The organism is Labrys sp. KB_33_2 (genome assembly GCF_052114505.1).
Lineage (GTDB): Bacteria > Pseudomonadota > Alphaproteobacteria > Rhizobiales > Labraceae > Labrys.
Map to the genome: position 1 here is coordinate 174,789 of NZ_JBFREW010000014.1, position 17,498 is coordinate 192,286.

At 65.8% G+C, this 17,498-nt stretch carries 15 protein-coding genes and 2 pseudogenes; 9 read left to right on the forward strand and 8 right to left on the reverse strand.

Features of this window, described 5'->3' with window-relative positions:
• Positions 1 to 12 precede the first annotated feature (12 nt).
• From AB4037_RS24370 to AB4037_RS24385, 4 genes are all read left to right on the forward strand, one after another.
• Positions 13 to 1,125: an S-(hydroxymethyl)glutathione dehydrogenase/class III alcohol dehydrogenase gene (locus AB4037_RS24370; protein WP_434958269.1), complete on the forward strand. Its 1,113-nt coding sequence runs from the start codon at positions 13 to 15 to the stop codon at positions 1,123 to 1,125.
• A gap of 231 nt (positions 1,126 to 1,356) precedes the next feature.
• Positions 1,357 to 1,941, forward strand: a complete 585-nt coding sequence (locus AB4037_RS24375; RefSeq protein WP_434958270.1) for a Spy/CpxP family protein refolding chaperone — start codon at positions 1,357 to 1,359, stop codon at positions 1,939 to 1,941.
• Between the two features lie 232 nt (positions 1,942 to 2,173).
• The gene (locus AB4037_RS24380) at positions 2,174 to 2,875 is read left to right on the forward strand and encodes a response regulator (protein ID WP_434958271.1); all 702 of its coding nucleotides are present in this window, start codon (positions 2,174 to 2,176) and stop codon (positions 2,873 to 2,875) included.
• A gap of 140 nt (positions 2,876 to 3,015) precedes the next feature.
• On the forward strand, positions 3,016 to 4,269 hold the full coding sequence (locus AB4037_RS24385) for a sensor histidine kinase (protein WP_434958272.1): 1,254 nt from the start codon (positions 3,016 to 3,018) through the stop codon (positions 4,267 to 4,269).
• Between the two features lie 32 nt (positions 4,270 to 4,301).
• On the opposite strand, the gene AB4037_RS24390 is transcribed toward AB4037_RS24385, so the two are convergent.
• The 6 genes from AB4037_RS24390 to AB4037_RS24415 form a co-directional block, all read right to left on the reverse strand.
• Complete coding sequence (locus AB4037_RS24390; protein ID WP_434958273.1) at positions 4,302 to 4,919, reverse strand: alpha/beta hydrolase; 618 nt, start codon at positions 4,917 to 4,919, stop codon at positions 4,302 to 4,304.
• Complete coding sequence (locus AB4037_RS24395; protein WP_434958274.1) at positions 4,916 to 5,893, reverse strand: glutathione S-transferase family protein; 978 nt, start codon at positions 5,891 to 5,893, stop codon at positions 4,916 to 4,918. Before AB4037_RS24395 ends, AB4037_RS24390 begins: the two co-directional genes overlap by 4 nt.
• Positions 5,894 to 5,896: 3 nt before the next feature.
• Complete coding sequence (locus tag AB4037_RS24400; RefSeq protein WP_434958275.1) at positions 5,897 to 6,748, reverse strand: VOC family protein; 852 nt, start codon at positions 6,746 to 6,748, stop codon at positions 5,897 to 5,899.
• A 43-nt stretch (positions 6,749 to 6,791) separates the two neighbouring features.
• Positions 6,792 to 7,208 carry a DoxX family protein gene (locus AB4037_RS24405; RefSeq protein WP_434958276.1) on the reverse strand — a complete coding sequence of 139 codons (417 nt, stop codon included), beginning with the start codon at positions 7,206 to 7,208 and terminating at the stop codon, positions 6,792 to 6,794.
• A gap of 104 nt (positions 7,209 to 7,312) precedes the next feature.
• Complete coding sequence (locus AB4037_RS24410) at positions 7,313 to 8,224, reverse strand: LysR family transcriptional regulator (RefSeq protein WP_434958277.1); 912 nt, start codon at positions 8,222 to 8,224, stop codon at positions 7,313 to 7,315.
• 328 nt (positions 8,225 to 8,552) lie between these two features.
• Positions 8,553 to 9,446 carry a transglutaminase family protein gene (locus tag AB4037_RS24415; RefSeq protein WP_441773259.1) on the reverse strand — a complete coding sequence of 298 codons (894 nt, stop codon included), beginning with the start codon at positions 9,444 to 9,446 and terminating at the stop codon, positions 8,553 to 8,555.
• A gap of 327 nt (positions 9,447 to 9,773) precedes the next feature.
• Here AB4037_RS24415 and AB4037_RS24420 point away from each other — a divergent pair, with 327 nt between their 5' ends.
• On the forward strand, positions 9,774 to 10,988 hold the full coding sequence (locus AB4037_RS24420; RefSeq protein ID WP_441773260.1) for an aminotransferase class I/II-fold pyridoxal phosphate-dependent enzyme: 1,215 nt from the start codon (positions 9,774 to 9,776) through the stop codon (positions 10,986 to 10,988).
• 16 nt (positions 10,989 to 11,004) lie between these two features.
• Entirely contained in the window at positions 11,005 to 12,006 is a 1,002-nt protein-coding gene (locus AB4037_RS24425; protein WP_441773261.1) for a hypothetical protein, read from the forward strand.
• Between the two features lie 52 nt (positions 12,007 to 12,058).
• Here AB4037_RS24425 and AB4037_RS24430 read toward each other — a convergent pair whose 3' ends face one another.
• Positions 12,059 to 13,648, reverse strand: a complete 1,590-nt coding sequence (locus AB4037_RS24430) for a DHA2 family efflux MFS transporter permease subunit (RefSeq protein ID WP_441773262.1) — start codon at positions 13,646 to 13,648, stop codon at positions 12,059 to 12,061.
• Positions 13,649 to 13,828: 180 nt separating this feature from the next.
• Between AB4037_RS24430 and AB4037_RS24435 the strand changes: the two are divergent.
• The 3 genes and pseudogenes from AB4037_RS24435 to AB4037_RS24445 all read left to right on the forward strand — a co-directional run.
• A pseudogene (locus AB4037_RS24435) lies at positions 13,829 to 14,215 on the forward strand (LysR family transcriptional regulator); the annotation flags it as partial.
• A 73-nt stretch (positions 14,216 to 14,288) separates the two neighbouring features.
• Positions 14,289 to 14,669: pseudogene (locus tag AB4037_RS24440) on the forward strand (LysR substrate-binding domain-containing protein); the annotation flags it as partial.
• 128 nt (positions 14,670 to 14,797) lie between these two features.
• Positions 14,798 to 16,033, forward strand: a complete 1,236-nt coding sequence (locus AB4037_RS24445; RefSeq protein WP_441773263.1) for an MFS transporter — start codon at positions 14,798 to 14,800, stop codon at positions 16,031 to 16,033.
• Between the two features lie 9 nt (positions 16,034 to 16,042).
• Here the strand turns inward: AB4037_RS24445 and AB4037_RS24450 are convergent, their stop codons facing one another.
• A complete protein-coding gene (locus AB4037_RS24450; RefSeq protein ID WP_434958282.1) occupies positions 16,043 to 17,374 on the reverse strand; it encodes a glycosyltransferase family 2 protein in 1,332 nt (443 codons plus the stop codon).
• Positions 17,375 to 17,498 lie beyond the last annotated feature (124 nt).

A 17,498-nucleotide genomic window follows, 5' to 3' on the forward strand; every position in this document is an offset into this window, starting at 1 on the left:
GGGGAGTGAATCATGAAGACGAGAGCGGCTGTGGCATGGAAGGCGGGAGCGCCTCTGACGGTCGAGACCATCGAGATCGGCGGCCCCAAGGCGGGCGAGGTGCTGGTCGAGATCATGGCCACGGGCGTGTGCCATACCGATGCCTACACCTTGTCGGGCGCCGATCCGGAAGGCCTGTTCCCGGCCATCCTCGGCCATGAAGGCGCAGGCATCGTGCGCGAAGTCGGCGCCGGCGTCACCAGCCTGAAGCCGGGCGACCACGTCATCCCGCTCTACACGCCCGAATGCCGCCAGTGCAAAACCTGCCTGTCGCAGCGTTCCAACCTGTGCACCGCCATCCGCACCACCCAGGGCAAGGGCGTGATGCCCGACGGCTCCAGCCGTTTCGCCTGCGACGGCGGCGAGGTCTTCCACTATATGGGCTGCTCGACCTTCTCGAACTTCACGGTACTGCCGGAAATCGCCCTCGCCAAGGTGCGCGAGGACGCCCCCTTCGACAAGATCTGCTACATCGGCTGCGGCGTCACCACCGGCATCGGCGCGGTGATCAATACGGGCAAGGTCTGGCCGGGCGCCAATGTCGTGGTGTTCGGCCTCGGCGGCATCGGCCTCAACGTGATCCAGGGCGCCCGCATGGTCGGCGCCGACAAGATCATCGGCGTCGATCTCAACCCGGCCAAGGTCGAGATGGCCAAGAAGTTCGGTATGACCCATTACGTCAATCCAGCCGAAGTCGGCAGTGACAAGGTGGTGCAGGCCATCGTCGACCTCACCGGCGGCGGCGCCGACTTCTCCTTCGAATGCATCGGCCTGCCGGTGACCATGCGCCAGGCGCTGGAATGCTGCCATCGCGGCTGGGGCGAATCGATCATCATCGGCGTGGCCGCCTCGGGCCAGGAGATCTCCACCCGTCCGTTCCAGCTCGTCACCGGACGCGTGTGGAAGGGCACCGCTTTCGGCGGCGCGCGCGGCCGCACCGACGTGCCGAAGATCGTCGACTGGTACATGGAGGGCAAGATCGAGATCGACAGCCTGATCACCCACACCATGCCGCTCGACGAGATCAACACGGCCTTCGACCTGATGCATGAAGGCAAGTCGATCCGCTCGGTGGTCACCTTCTGAAGACCGGCCTTCAGGCCCCCATTTCGACAAGACGCAATGACCGATCCGCGCTCCGTCTCCACGGGCGCGGATTTTCCTTATCCGCTTCATCTAACTTTACAAACGCCCGGACGGCGCGAAACCTCCGGTCGCTAGGCTTCATCATCCCGCAGTGCCCCGGCATTGCCCTTGCGGTGCCCCCTGGCGCTGCTCTTGCAGTGTCTCCCGGCACTGCCCTTGATGGAGACTGACATGAGTGAAAGCCCGAATGCTCCCGTTCCCGCACGCCGCTGGCCGCGCGTGCTGGTTCTCGGCGGCGCCATGGCAGCCGGCATCGCCCTCGGCGCTGGCGGATTGGCTGCCGCCGCGGTGATGGGTGGTGGTGGCTGGCATCACGGCCCCCGCCTGGAGCGCATCCAGAATTTCGTGCGGATGTCGCTCGATTCCGTGGCCGCGACCTCCGAGCAGGAGGCCAAGGTGCACGACATCGTCGCCGCGGCCTATACCGACCTGGCGCCCAAACCCGAAGACAGGGCGGCCTTCCGCAAGCAGGCGATCGACCTGTTGCGGGCGCCCACCATCGACAAGGCGGCGATCGAGAAATTGCGCAGCGATTTCGTGGCCCGGACCGACGCCAAGTCCAAGCGCTTCGTTGAAGCCGTCCTCGCCACCGCCGACGTGCTGACGCCGGAGCAGCGGGCCAAACTCGCCGAACGGGCCGATTTGTGGAGCCCGCGCGGCCCGATGATGGGTGGCCATCGCGAACACCATGACGGACAGGGCCGGCCCGAACGGCCGGCTGATGACGGCAAAGGCGGCGACAACGGCGACAATTGAGGCGCCTCCTGGAGCAAAGCGCGCTTGGCGCCAAACGCCGCTTTACCTAACTCCTTGTTTCGACGCGCTTTTGCGATTCGTGGTCATTCCATCCAATCGCAAAACGCTTTAGGATCGACGCAAAATAACGGCCGCTCGCTCGGACGTGTCGCAGTCATGAATTGGGTTCCAATCCATGACTGCGACACGTCCGGGAGCGGCCGAACGGATTTTCTCTATCCCGGAGCGGGCAGTGGCCGTGGAACGTATCCTGATTATCGACGACGACACCCGGCTCGCCGCCATGCTGGGCGATTATCTGGCGGCCGCGGGTTTCGACGTCGATCACAGGCCCTCGGGCGCGGAAGGGCTCGGCGCCATCGAGCGCGACGGCTACGATGCCGTGGTGCTCGACATCATGCTGCCTGATTTCGACGGCTTCGAGGTCTGCCGCCGCCTGCGCATGCGCTCCAACATCCCGGTGGTGATGCTGACCGCCCGGGGCGACGATACCGATCGCATCGTCGGGCTCGAGATCGGCGCCGACGACTATCTGCCCAAGCCCTTCAATCCGCGCGAATTGCTCGCCCGCCTGCGCGCCGTACTGCGCCGGCGCTCGGCACCGGCCGAACTCGACAACCAGACCCTGCGCTTCGGGCGCCTCACCATCGATCGCGGCTCGCGCAGCGCCCGCATCGACGGCGAGGAACGCGCCCTCACTAGCCATCAATTCGATCTGCTCCTGGCGCTGGCCGACAATGCCGGCAGGGTGCTCAACCGCGAAAGGCTGATGGATCTGGTGAAGGGCGAGGAACTCGACGTGTTCGACCGTTCGATTGATGTGCATATCTCCCGCATCCGCGCCGCGATCGAGGACGATGCCAAGCATCCGCGCCGCATCCTCACCGTGCGCGGCGCCGGCTATGTCTTCGCCAAGCGCCAGGATGCCGATTAAGTGACGCCGATTGAGTAGAAACCAGCCTATAAGGGTCATAACGGTCGCGGACTGCCGGCCACGTTCCATCGCCCGGTGGAGCGGCGAACACCGGCACGGCAGAGCAAAGCGCGTTCGGGACCATCATATCGTGTGCGCCCATGCCTAAATTCTTTCGCAAGCGTCTGTTCTGGCAGGTCTACCTCACGCTGCTCGCCTGCCTCGTCGTGCTGGCGCTGCTGGTCGGTACGCTCTGGCGCATGGCCGGCGATACGGCGGGCGAGCGCTGGGGCGCTTTGCGCGTCCGGCTCACCGACGAGCTGGTGCGCTTCCAGGAACGCACGCCCGAGGACCTGCCCACCGAGATCCGCAAGCTCAGCGAGGAAATGGGCGCCTCGATCTCCGTCTACAGCAAGGAGCGCGTGCTGATCGCCTCGCGCGGCTTTCCGATCGCCCTGCCGGCTGGAGACGACGATGTTCCGCAGCGCTGGCTCGACCATGTCGTCCGCCTCGATTTGCCGGGTGGGCGCACCGTGCTCGCCCAATTGCCCAGGCCGCCGAAGCCGGGGCTGCGTGTCCTGTTTCTGGTCCTGCTGGTCGCCGGCGGCGTCGGCATCGCAGCCTGGCCGGCCACGGCTCGGCTGACCCGACGGCTCGAAACGCTGCGTGCCGGCGTCGAGAGCTGGGGCAGCGGTGCCTTGAACCGGCGCGTGGCGGAACAGGGAGCCGACGAGGTCGCCATGGTGGCCCGCAGCTTCAATGGCGCCGCCAGCCGCATCGAGGCGCTGGTCAATTCCCAGAAGGCCCTGCTTGCCAATGCCAGCCATGAATTGCGCTCGCCCCTGGCAAGGCTGCGCATGGCGGTGGAGATCGGCGCCGACAAGCCCAGCGTGGCGGTGCGCGAGGAAATCAACAAGGACCTGCAGGAGATCGACCAGCTAGTGGAGGAGATCCTGCTCGCCAGCCGCCTCGACTACGCCGCCGCCACGCCGCTCGAAGGGGCGCCGGTCGACCTGCTGGGCCTGGCGGCCGAGGAAGCCGCCCGTACCGGCGCCGCCGCCGATGGCGAGCCGGTGGAAATCCGCGGCGATGCCACGCTGCTGCGGCGGCTGATGCGCAACCTCCTGGAGAATGCCGGCAAGCATGGCAAGCCCCCGGTGGAGATCACCATCGCCAGCGAGAGAGGACGGGCCCGTATCGAGGTGTGTGACCGCGGCCCCGGCATTGCCGAGAAAGAGCGGGATCATCTGTTCGAGCCGTTCTATCGACCCGCCGGCCGCAGCGAGATCTCGGGCGGCTGGGGGCTCGGTCTGGCGCTGGTGCGCCAGATTGCCGGGCGCCACCGCGGATCGGTGCGCTGCGAAAGCCGCGAGGGCGGCGGCAGCCGTTTCGTGGTGGAACTGCCGCTGGCGTGAACGAGTACGGTCTGTACCGTCGCACTGCCGCCTCACGCATATGCATGGGTGCCGAAGCGTCGGGCCAGGAAATCAGCCGCCTTCATGACGCCTTCCGGCGAGATGGTATGATCGAGGCCAGGCTCGATGAAGAGTTCGGTCTCGACACCCTCGCGGTCGAGCCGCTCGGCAGCCGCCTCGCTTTCGCACGCGGGAATGATCCTGTCGTCCTCGCCATGAACGAGCAAAGCCGCGCTTCCCGTCGCCGGCGCCAGGGGATCCGGCGTCGCCAGCCTGGCGGAAAAGGCGACGACCGCCAGCGGCCAACGGCCGGAGGCAAGCGCGTCGAGCGCCATGATCCCACCCTGCGAAAAGCCCGCCAGCGCCACGCGCCCGGGCGTTTGAGAAAAGCCATGCCTGTCGATCACATCCCGCAGGGTCGCGTCGAAGGCCGTGCGGGCGGCGACAATGCGGCCGCCGCGGTTCTGCGCGGTCACGCCAGCGACGCTGAACCATTGCCGCCCCATCCCCCCGGCATCGAAGGCAAAGGGTGCGTCCGGCGCCGCCAGCACGGCGCCCGGCAGCATCTCGCGCCAGATATCACCCAGATGCATCAGATCGCCGCCATTGCTGCCGACGCCGTGCAGGAGGATGATCAGGTTGTTCGTCATGCGGCCTTGGCCTCGGCGGTATCCAGGCCCGGCAGATCGGGGCCGACAGGCACGATGCCGCCCGGATTGAGCGCGCGGATCGAATAATAGCCGCGCTTGATGTGGTCGATGCTGACGGTCTGGCGGATCCCCGGCACGGCGAGCATGGCTGCGAGATAGGCCGAAAGCGCGGGATAATCGGCCAGCCGCCTGAGATTGCATTTGAACAGGCCGTGATAGGCGGCATCGAAGCGCACCAGCGTCACGAACAGGCGAATATCGGCTTCGGTCAGGCCGGCGCCGAGCAGGAAGGGACCGCCAGCCGCCAGGCGCTGTTCCAGCCGGTCGAGCATGGCGAAAATCTCGCGGAAGGCGGCTTCATAGGCTTCCTGCGTGGTGGCGAAACCGGCCCGATAGACGCCATTGTTGAGGCTGGGATAGATGGCCTCGTTCAGGGCGTCGATCTCAGGACGCAGATCCTTGGGGTAGAGATCGATATCGCCGCGGGCAAGGGAGCCGAAACCATCATTGAGCATGCGCAGTATGTCGGCGGACTCGTTGTTGACGATGGTGCCGCGCTGCCTGTCCCACAGCACCGGCACCGTGGCGCGGCCGGTATAGGTGGGATCGGCGCGGGTGTAGACCTCGTGCATATAGGTCGCGCCATTGACCGTATCGGGCGTGGCGCCGGGATAATTGCCGAAACGCCAGCCCTGCTCGGTTGTGGTCGGTTCGACCACGCTGACGGAGATGACGTCATCGAGGCCCTTGAGCCTGCGTCCGATCAGGGTGCGCGAGGCCCAGGGGCAGATCAGTGCGACATAGAGATGATAGCGCCCCGCCTCGGCCTTGAAGCCGGCCTCGCCAGTCGGTCCCGCGCGGCCGTCGGGCGTGACCCAATTACGGAATTTCGAGACCTGACGCACGAAGCCGCCCTGCTTGTCGGTCGCCTGTACTGGATGCCAGTCGGCGCTCCATTTTCCGTTGACCAGCATGGCTCAACCTTTTCGGGTGACGATGGAGAACGATGTTCCCCACGGGTCGTGCAAGGCGAAGCCGCCTGCCTTCTCCCTGGTGGCAACGCCGGCCGCCTGGACTCGGTTCCGCACGGCGGCAAGGATCTCCGCATCGGCCGCGATCATCCTCACTTCGGCCAGACCCGTCGAGGGAAAATCGCGCTGCCCCGCCCCGCGGCTGTTCCAGATATTGGCTGCGAGATGATGATGATAGCCGCCTGTCGCAAAGAAGCTGGCGCCGGGGTAGCGAGCCGTGAGATCGAAACCGAGCACACCGCCGAAGAAGGCATCCGCCGGCTCGGTGGCCCCGACCTGGAGATGCACATGGCCGACGATGCCGCCGGCGGGGTAGCCCTGCCAGCGTGTCGTACCGGCTTCGGCGATCACGTCCTGCACATCGAGGCGCTCCGTTGACATCGTCACCGTGCCGCCGTCGATGGTCCAGGCGCTACGCGGACGGTCGGCATAGACCTCGATGCCGTTGCCCTCCGGATCGGCCAGATAGATCGCCTCGCTGACCAGGTGGTCCGAAGCGCCCTGGAGCGGCAGCCGCGCTTCGACGGCATGCCTGAGCCAGCGGCCGAGATCCGCCCGACCGGGCAGCAGGAAGGCCGTATGGAACAGGCCGGCCTCCCGAGTCGAACGCCGTCGGGCCTGCGGGTCATGCCGCAGCTCCAGCAACACCGTGTCGCCGGTTCCGAGCCGGCGCAGGCCAGCTTCCGACGACACCGGCTGCAGGCCGATCGCCTGTTCGTAGAAACCGCTGACCGCATCGAGGTCATGCACGGTCAGGCTGACCGTGCCGATGCTGAGGGGAGCGTCACTGGCTGACATGATATCCTCCGGACGAAGGCTGGTTGGCTCGAAAGGCTCGGTTCTAGTGGGGGGTGCCGCGCGAGGGCGTTGGCCGCAATGCCAGGGCACCGTCGCCGATCAAGGCGAGCGCGAGAAGGCCGGCGATCCACAAGGCCAGGAATTCCCAACCGCCATTGGGATTGGTGAAGAAGAAGCCGGCCGGGCCGTGCACTGTGGCGATAGCGCCCGCCAGCACCGGAATCAGGGCCAGGGCCGCCAGTCGCGGCCAGACGCCGAGGATGAGGGCAAGGGCCCCGATGACCTCCCAGGCGATGGTCACATAGGCCAGTGCCGGCGGCAGGCCGAGCGAGCCGAAGAACTGGGCCGTTCCAGCCGGCGTGAACACGAAGATCTTGAGCCCGGCATGGGCCAGGAACAGGACGCCGAGCGCAAGGCGGAGCAGCAGGGCGGCATAGGGAGCGGTGCGGGTGTCGGACATGGTTGTCTCCAGGCAAAGGGTTTGCTGTCCTTAATCTGCACCATTTCCATTGCAGAGATTATCCTCGCCAAGGATAGAATATTCCTTCCATTCCAGAAATTATATCACGACCAACCCTGCTCCCAGGGCGGTCTGCCGCGATAGCGCTCGGCCAGGAAATCGACGAGGACGCGGATCTTGGCCGCCAGATGGCGGCCGGGCGGATAGAGGGCATACGCCCCGAGCGACCTGTCTTCGAAGGCGCGGAGCAGCGGCTTGAGCCGGCCGGCCCGCAACGCCTCGCCGGCCAGGAAGCTCGGCCCGCAGGCGACGCCAAGCCCGGCCTCGGCCGCTTTGAAGCTGGCCTCCCCGTTCGAGAACTGAAGCCGCCCCTTGACCGCCACCTGCAAGGTGGCCTTGTCAGTCATGAACTGCCAGGTCAGCGGATCGTGAAAATTTGTATCGATGATGCATTCATGGCGCGCCAGCTCGTTGGGATGGAGGGGTTCGCCATGCTCGGCGAGATAGGCCGGCGAGGCGGCCGCCACGACGCGGGTCTCGCAAAGCTTGCGGGCGATCAGGCTGGAATCGCTGGGATTGCCGATGCGAATAGCCATGTCGAAGCCCTCGTCGACCAGGCTGACCACGCGATCGGTGAAGCCGACATCGAGCTGGATGTCGGGATAGAGTTTGGCGAAGGCGACGAAGGCCGGCGCCAGATGCATGGTGCCGAAACTGAGGGGCACCGACAGCTTGATGCGCCCCGCCGCGAGGCTGGAGGCGCTACGGACGGAGGCGTCGAGGGCATCGAACTCTTCCAGGACGATCTTGATGCGTTCGTAATAGGCGCGGCCGATCTCGGTCGGCGACAAAGCCCGCGTGGTGCGCTTGAGCAGTTGCACGCCGAGATCAGCCTCCAGCCGCGACACCAGCTTGGAGGCCTGGCCCGAACTGGTGCCGAGCCGGACCGCCGCCCGAGAGAAGCTGCCGGCCTCCAGCACTGCCACGAACATGCGGTCGCATTCGAGCCGTTCCATGTACTATTTCCGATCTGGAGATAATAGTGCCCGTTTTAGCTCAAAAACCTCCGCCACGGAAAGAAATCGGGGCTGAACTAGGAAAATACCGCTATCGAATGAAGCGCGACAATCCTTCCGGTTTCGGGGAAGCTGGGCCGGCAAAGCCGGGCCGGATGGAGGCGGATGGGGCGGATGGGGTCGGATGGCGCTAATGGGTCATGATAGAGCACTCGCAACGCCACTCTCCCCCTTCCGTCGCTGCCATGCAGCGACACCTTCCCCGAAACCGGGGAAGGATTGTCGTGCCCAATTCGGTGTGCCGTTATCTTTGTGCACGATACCGCCCCTACGGCGACACACCCGCCTCTTCCACCTCCTCGACGTCCACGCCGACCCAAAGCCCGATGAAGGCCGAGGGGGAGCCGATGAAGGAGCCCGCTATCGGCACTGCCTGATGCGGCTCGCGCACGGCGGCGATGCGAATCAGGCGATCGGATGCCACCAGGCCATTGGTGGGGTCGAACTCGATCCAGCCGATATCCGGCAGATAGACTTCGGCCCAGGCATGGGTTGCCCCCGCCCCCTGCAGGATGGGCGCACCCATTTCGGCCGGAGGATCGAACAGGTAGCCGGAAACGAAACGCGCTCCGAAGCCGAGCAGGCGGGCGGCGGCGATGAACAAAGCCGCGAAGTCGCGACAGGCTCCACTCCGGCTGGCGAAAGTGAAGGCGGGATCCTGGGTCGACTGTTCGAAACGGGTGACATAGCCGAACTCGCCATGGATCTCCTGGCACAGGCCGGTCAGCAGGTCGCGCGCGCCACCCGGATGGCGCTTCGGGGCACCGGCGATCCAGAGCCTGAGCTCATCGGGATAATCGTCGGCGGAGGCGAGCATGGCGGCGCCGAGATCGATGGCCTCGTCAGCCGAATAGGTCACGGGAAAGGGGGCTTCCCTGCCGGTCAGATGGGCCGTCGGTGCAGCCGAGGCGAAGCGCTCGATCTCGAGGTGGCTCTCGATCGACAATTCGCTGGCCTGTCCCGTGAAGACCCCCGTGCAGACCTCATTGCCGAAAACATCGTAACTCCAGGCGAAATCGGCTGGCAGCGAGGTGGTAAGGGTGGCCGAGATCAGCCTCATCTCATGGCTGTCGCGTGGGCGCAGCATCATGCGATGCGGGCCGAAGCTGACCTGTTCGGCATAGCGATAGGTCGTGCGATGGCTGACGATCAGGCGTTTCAAGGCATAACTCCCTTCGAGCGACGGATTCGCTCCAGTCGAGAAGATGGACGAGGCGAAAAAATAGGGTATGACCGAAACAAGCCGGCGACAGTGGAAACTCTCGCCGGACGATTGGCGTTTGTGATTCAGCAGTCTTGCATGGATTGCAAAAGCGCATCGAAACAATGCGTTGGAGCAGGCAAACGTTCCGCCGCTGTGCGGCTTGCTCAAGGTGTTCAGTGATTTGACGGAATCACTTCAAATCGCAAAGACACGTCGAAACAAGGAGTTAGAGCAAACGAGCGTTTCCGTCTAAACGCATTTTGCTCTGGAGAACAAGGAGTGACGATGGCAGGGCCGCCAGGCATCAAGGCACGGTCGCAGGGATTCGCCGATATTTTCGATCGCTCCACCGGAGGCGCCCTCACCCCGCTCAGCGTGGTGATCGAGAAGGTGTTGAGCCCGGTCCGGGCGGTGATCGAAGGTCGCGAGACCCTGATGTTCGGCACCAATTCCTATCTCGGCCTCAATTTCGATCCCTCCTGCATCGAGGCGGCCAGTACGGCGCTGGCGAGCTTCGGCACCGGCTCGACCGCCTCGCGCGTCGCCAGCGGCAACCAGGCCCTGCATATCGAGCTCGAAAAAGCGATTGCCGAACTCTACGGCCGGCGTGACGCCGTGGTGTTTTCCACCGGCTTCATGGCCAATCTCGGCGCCATCGGTGGGCTGGTGCGTGAAGGCGATGCCGTGGTGCTCGACGCCCATTGCCATGCCTCGATCTTCGACGCCTGCAAGCTGTCTGGCGCGAAAATCCTCACCTTCAAGCACAATGACGCCGCCGATCTCGCACGCGTCATCGCGGCAAGCGACATCGCGCCGAGCCGCACGCTCGTCATCGTCGAGGGCCTCTACAGCGTGCTCGGCGATGTCGCCGGCCTCGAAGCGATCAGCGCCGTGACCTCGGAAACCGGCACCGTGCTCCTGGTCGACGAGGCCCATTCGCTCGGCCTCTACGGCGCCAGGGGCCGCGGCGTTGCCGAAGCGCAGGGCGTGGAGGACAAGGTCGACGTGATCGTCGGCACCTTCTCCAAGAGCGTCGGCGTGGTCGGCGGCTATTGCGTCACCAATGATCCGGCCTTCCGGGCCCTGCGCTTTGCCGCGCGCAGCTATCTCTACACCGCCTCCCTGCCGCCGCCGGTGGTCGCCGCCGCCAGGCAGGCGCTTTCGATCATCGCCGGCGACAGCGAGCGCCGCGCCACCGTCACCAAACGTGCGGAGGCCCTGCATCGCGGCCTGACCGGCCTCGGCCTGCCGCCTCTGGCCCCGTCTGGCCCGGTCGGCGCCGTGCGCATGCCGGGCATCAAGGCCGGGTTGGAGACCTGGACCGCGCTGTTGCGCACTGGGCTCTATGTCAACATGCTGATCCCGCCGGCCACACCCAATGGCGAGGTGGTGCTGCGCTATTCCGTCTCGGCCGCCCACAGCGCCGCCGATATCGAGGCCGCGCTCGACATCATCGCCACCGCCGGCCGCCAGACCGGCGTGCTCCGGCCGGCGGCTTGAGGCAGCGGAACGACCCATGCCGTCCTTTCACTATCTCGAACTTCCGATCTCGGGCGCCCAATCGCTGGCCTGGCAGGGCGATGAACTGGTGGACTGGATAGGGGGAGCAGACATATACGGTCTGGACGGTTCGAGGACCTCGGGGCATGTGAGGTATGGCTATCGTTTCGATAGCGTGGTCCAGTCCCCTCGCAGCGACTACGCCGTTCTCTATGAACGGCGCGGCACCAAGGGCATAGTCCTTTGCAAAGGGGCATTCATCCGGGAAATTGATCGCAGCTTCAATCTTGCCGATGACTTTGACTATCCCATTGCCCTCTTCGATCTACCTGACGGGCAACCGGCAATCGCACATTGTCCGCAGCATCATGCTCGACTGGAAATCGAACTCTTGGAAACCGGCGAGCGCCTCACGACCAGCGCGACACGCGAACTTGCTGATATTTTCCACTCCGGCTTGGTAATCAGCCCCAATGGAACGACACTGATGAGCGCGGGTTGGGTGTGGCATCCGGCTTACGCCGTCAGCATCTATGGAGTTGCCGACGTACTGGGCGATCCCGCCTTGCTCGACTCCCTCGACGCAACACTACCCACCGAAGCGGAACTCGCATCTGCAACCTTCCTCGATGACGACCACATCGCGTTGGCGGCCAATCCGAACGCAGAAAATTTCGGTGATGAAGGTGACCCTGACCTCATCCCGCATCCTGGCACACTGTCGGTTTACCGCATCAGCACGAAGACATGGGAAAGCAGCATTCCCTATAGCGAAACGGCCGGCATGCTCCATGCCGTTGATGCTGAGCATGTCCTAGCCCTACACCAGTATCCGAAGCTGGTTCATCTATCCACCGGCAAGGTCGTGGAACGCTGGCCTGAGATTCCAACCGGTACTTGGGCAGGCTGCATCGATGTTTCCGGTCACAATGTCCCGCCACTTGCGTGGGACGCGATAAACAAGCGCTTGGCCGTCGGTACCGCTGCCCAAATCCACGTACTCAGCCTGGTGGCATGAACGAGGATGCGGCAGGGACATGGCGCCTCCGCGACATCGAAGGGCTGATCTTTTACGACCTCACACATTCCTGCAGGACGGCTGCCTCACCCTCTGTCGCACCTGGTTGCGCGGTAGCGTTTTTCCGCCAGCGCAGCGCGGCCCAAGCGAGGGCAATGACGGTGGCCGACGTGACGGCGAGCAGCAGGATCATGCTGGCTCGATAGCCGGCGACGAACAGGCTGGCGGCGAGATCCTGCGCTCGAACTGGGTCGATGCCGCTGCCTGCCAGCAAGGCGGCCGCCCTGTCCGGCTCGCTCACCACCCTGTCGGCGAGGCCTGCCGCCGCAGCCGGCAAGTTGCCGGCGGCAATCTCGAACGCGTTTTCCGCCGCCAGGCGATAGACCAGGGTGGCGAGCACCAGGCCCAGCGCCCCGCCGACATTATGTAGCGTCCAGCTGACGCCGATGGCGGTGCCGCCGAGCCGCGGCGCGACGGATGACAGCGCAGCGACCGTCGAGGGGCCGAGGATGCACCCCCAGCCGAGCCCCATCGCGGCGAAGGCTGCGATGACGAGGCCGAGCCCGCTGCCAACCGAGAACAGGGCCTGCAGCCCGGCGGAGAGTGCCAGCAGCGCCAGACCGGCGATGAGCAAGGGAATGGGGCCGCTGCTGTCGGCCAGCCTGCCGACGCTCGGGGAGACCAGGGCGACGAGTGCCGTCGCCGGCAGCAGCAGGAGGCCGGTGATGAAACTGTCATGCCCGCCGGCGACGGCAAGGTAGAGCGGCATCAGGAACAAGGCGGCGGCATAGAAAAAGCCGAGGCAGATGGTGGTGAGGCACACCAGCAGGAAACGGCCATTGCCGAGGAGGCCGAGCGGCAGGAGTGGTGCCGCGCCGCGGTGCTGGACCAGGCCGAAGACGGCCAGGATCGCAGCCGCGGCGGCCAACAGCGCGAGGATGACGGGCGAGGTCCAGCCCCAGTCGAGCCCCTGCGAGAGCGCCAGCAGCAGGCAGGACAGGCCTGAGATCAGCAATCCCGCGCCCCACCAGTCGATGCCCTCATTTGTCTCGGCTCCACGCGACTCCGGCACGCGCGGCAGGCAGAGCACGAAGCTCAGCACCAGGAAGGGCACGTTGATGAAGAAGACCCAGCGCCAGTCCAGGAGCCCGACCAGGATGCCGCCGGCGATCGGGCCGAGAGCCAGCCCCGCCCCGCCGCCGGTCGAGACGATGCCGACAGCCCGGCCGCGTTCATGCTCAGGGAACATGTCGGCGACGATCGCCGTCGAGGCGGTGTAGAGCACCGAGGTGCTGGCGCCCTGGATGAAGCGAAACAGCACGAGTTCCCCGATCGAGCCGGCAAAGCCCGCCCCGAGCGAGGCGAGGGCAAAGACCAGCATGCCGCCATAGAGCACGCGCCGCCGGCCATAATGGTCGGCCAGCCTGCCGCCGAGTACCAGGAAGGCCGAAAGCGCCATCACGAACAGGGTGATGACCCATTGCGTCTGTCCGAGCGAGGCGGCGAGGCCCCGCTGGATCTCGGGGATGGCGGTGTTGACGATGGTGAGATCGGTGCAGCCCACGAAGCTGGCGATGCTGATGCCGACAAGGGCGATCCAGCGCGAGCGGCTGCCTTGTTCCAATACTCCGTTGCGCGCCATGGCAAGCCTCTCCGAACGATCATGAACCGGCCCAGGCTACGGCAGAACCTCGATCTCGAATTGCTCCTTCTTTTCGATTGATTAGCGAAATTATTTCGCCAAATTGGCAGCATGGTTTCGAGCGAGCGATTTCATGCCATCCGGGCCTTCCTGCAGGCGGCCGAAGCCGAAAGCTTCAGCATGGCGGCCAGCCAGCTCGGCCTCTCCAAATCCACGGTCGGCAAGGCCATCGCCAGGCTGGAGGAACGCCTGCAGGTACGCCTGTTCCAGCGCACCACACGCAAATTGGCGCTCACCGATGCCGGCCGGTCCTTCCGCGACAGCTGCCAGCGCGCGCTGGACGAGCTGGCACGCTCCGAAGCAAGCCTCGCCAGCCATGCCAACGCGCCCGTCGGCAGGCTGCGCATCGCCCTCCCGGCCCTCTTCGGCCGGGACCGTGTGATGCCGATCCTGCTGGATCTGCTGCAGCGCCACGAAATGCTGGAAATCGAGGCCTTGTTTTCCAGCCGCCATGTCGACTTCATCGAGGATGGCGTCGATCTTGCCGTACGCATCGGCGAATTGCCGGATACGATCAGCCTGACCGCCCGCCGCCTGGGAACGCAGCGCGTGGTGACCTCGGCCGGCCCCGTCCTATCTCGACAGGCATGGCCGCCCCGGCCACCCCGGGGACCTCGCCGGCCACCAATGCATCGGCATCCTGTCCGACGACCACGTCCTGCCCTGGCGCTTCCTGGACGGAAGCAAGCGGCTGATGCTGCCGGTGCGCGGCCGGCTGCGAGTCGGCCAGATGCAGGCTGCCCTCGCCGCCGCCTGCGCCGGCACCGGCCTGGCCCAGCTGCCGCATTGGCTGGCCGCCGAGGCGATCGCGGCCGGCCGGCTCGAAATCGTCCTCGCCGCCTTCGAAGCCCCGGGCCTGCCGGTGCACATCGTCTGGCCATCCGATGCCGTGCTCTCAGCCCGCCTGCGCGTCACCATCGACGCCCTGGCGGCGGGCCTCGCCGGCCCGATCTCGTCTTGAACAGGGGCCGGAACCTGCAATCCTCCGGATGCGGCCCCAGCGCCGGGCTGATATGGAAACGATGATTTCCCAATCGAATCACGCCCACCTGATCGAATCACGCCCACCTGTAAGCCGAAAGACGCCCGATGAATCCGCACGACGGATCGACCGACCCGAATGCGCCGGCTACGCCGTCAGCGTCGAACGACCGCAAGCTCCCGGCCGGCATCTGGGCACTCGGCTTCGTCTCCATGCTGATGGATGTCTCCTCGGAGATGATCCATGCATTGTTGCCGGTCTATATGGTCGCTGTCCTCGGCACCTCCACCCTGGCCGTCGGCATCATCGAGGGCATTGCCGAGGCGACGGCCTCGATCACCAAGGTGTTTTCGGGCGCGCTCAGCGACTGGCTCGGCAAGCGCAAGCTCCTGGCTGCGATCGGCTATGGCCTCGCCGCCTGCACCAAGCCGATCTTTCCGCTCGCAGCCTCGCTCGACTGGCTCATCGCGGCCCGTTTCATCGACAGGCTCGGCAAGGGCATTCGCGGGGCGCCGCGCGATGCGCTCGTCGCCGACCTCGCGCCGCCGCATCTGCGGGGCGCGGCCTTCGGACTCAGGCAATCCCTCGACACGATCGGGGCCTTTTCCGGACCGCTCATCGCCATCGGGCTGATGTGGCTGACAGCGGACCATTTCCAGGCGGTGTTCTGGGTCGCGGTGATCCCGGCCTTCGTCGCCGTCGCCCTGATCCTGGTCTTCGTCAAGGAGCCGCCACGGCCCCAAGGGCTTCGGCGCGTGCGCATGCCGCTCCACCGCGACGAGCTCGCCCGTCTGGGCACGGCCTATTGGTGGGTGGTGGCAGTCGCGACGATCTTTACCCTGGCGCGTTTCTCCGAAGCCTTCCTGATCCTGAAGGCCCAGTCGATCGGCCTGCCCCTGGCCCTGGTGCCCATCGTGCTGGTGATCATGAGTCTGGCCTATTCGCTCTCGGCCTATCCCGTCGGCATCCTGGCCGATCGCATGGACCGCATCACCTTGCTGGTCCTCGGCCTCATCCTGCTCATCGCCGCCGATCTCGTGCTCGCCATCGCCCCTGGAATCACCGGTGTCGGCATCGGCGTGACGCTGTGGGGGCTGCATATGGGCTTCACGCAGGGGCTGCTCGCCGCCCTGATTGCCGCGGTGGCCCCCGCCGAACTGCGCGGCACCGCCTTCGGCGTCTACAACCTCGTCACCGGCCTCGCCCTGCTGATAGCCAGCGTGATAGCCGGCCTGATCTGGGAGATGGTGGGCCCCGGCGGCACCTTCCTCGCCGGCGCCGGCTTCGCGACGCTCGCCATGGTCGGCCTGCTCCTGGTCAGGAGCCGGCTCGAAGTGCCCTGAGGCACGCCATCAAACGACCTTCGGCGCCGCGGTGGATTTCGGCGTGCGCACGAACTCGCTGCGTTTCCTGAAGATCACCTCGCGCTGGGCCGGGCCGATGACGGCGCCAATGCGGAAGAGGTCGCGGGAAACCTGGGCAAATTCGCGCAGGAAGTCGAAAAGGCTGGTCTGTCCCGGACGCAGCGACAGGTTGCCGGCTCGCAGGAACACGAAGAGGGCGGCATAGCCGATCAGGAGCTGGCTGATAAGGAGGCCAGCCAATTCCCAGCGCAGCGGCACTCCGAGCACGATCGCGGCGATGCCGGCCGGCAAGGCCACGGCCCAGGCGAGGCCCGACCACCAGACCCCCAGATGCATCGCCGCCTTCAGACGATCGCCCAACGATAGCGAGCCGTCGCCGAGGATCGGGCAGAGCAGGCGCAGCATCACTTCGCCGAAGCCCTTGGTCCAGCGCTGCTGCTGGCTCATCCAGGCCTTCATCGTCTCGGGAAGTTCGCCGGGCACCGGCACGCTCATCAGGAAGGAACCGCGCCGGCCGATGCGCCAGGCGCGGTAGGACAAATCGAGATCCTCGGCCAGCGTGCCGCCGCGCCAGCCGCCGGCCGCCTCGATGGCCTCGCGGCGCCAGACGCCGCAGGTACCGTTGAACGGCAGGGGATGGCCGGCCCAGCAGCGCGTACCCTGCTCGACGGCGAGATGCGCGTCCAGCAGCACTGCCTGGGTGCGGGTCAGCGGGTTGGCGTCCCGGTTCATATAGTCGAAGCGGGCCTGGATGAAGGCAAGCTTTGGATCCGCCAACAGGCAGGTCATGGTCTTGCGCAGGAAATCGGGATCAGGCACGTAATCGACGTCGAGAATGGCGAAAAAGCCATGCGGCGTCAGCGTCATGGCATTGGCGAGCGCGCCAGCCTTGTATTCGGTGCGGTCCTTGCGATGAACAAGCACCACGTCGAACCCCAGTGCCCGGCGCCTCGCCACCTCTTCATTGGCGAAGACGGTAGAGCCATCGGTGGAATCGTCGAGGATCTGGATATGCAGGCGCTCGCGCGGCCAGTCGAGCGCGATGGCGGCGTCGAGCGCCCGGGCGACCATGGCGCCTTCATTGTAAGTGGGGATCTGCACCACCACATCCGGCAGGTCGGCGTCGGCGGGCAGTCCATGCGCCAGCAGTCGGCGTTCAGCCTCGATGCCGGTCCGGCGCAGGCGCCAATGCTTGAAGACGAGATAGAAGGTCGCCAGGGTCGAGCCGAAGGTGACCGCCCAGCCGAGCAACGATATCACGGCCAAGATCACCGCCAGCCAGCCGGCGATCGCCCAGAAACTCTCCCACAAACCCGTCAAACTCCGTCTCTCGTCATTACTCGCCTCCAAACCGTGGAGGGTGATTTGGGGGGCTGGTCTTCAGACCCGCCTGGAAACGCCTCGCTTGCCGGCAGGCAAGGCGGGTCCGAAGACCCGCCGCCCG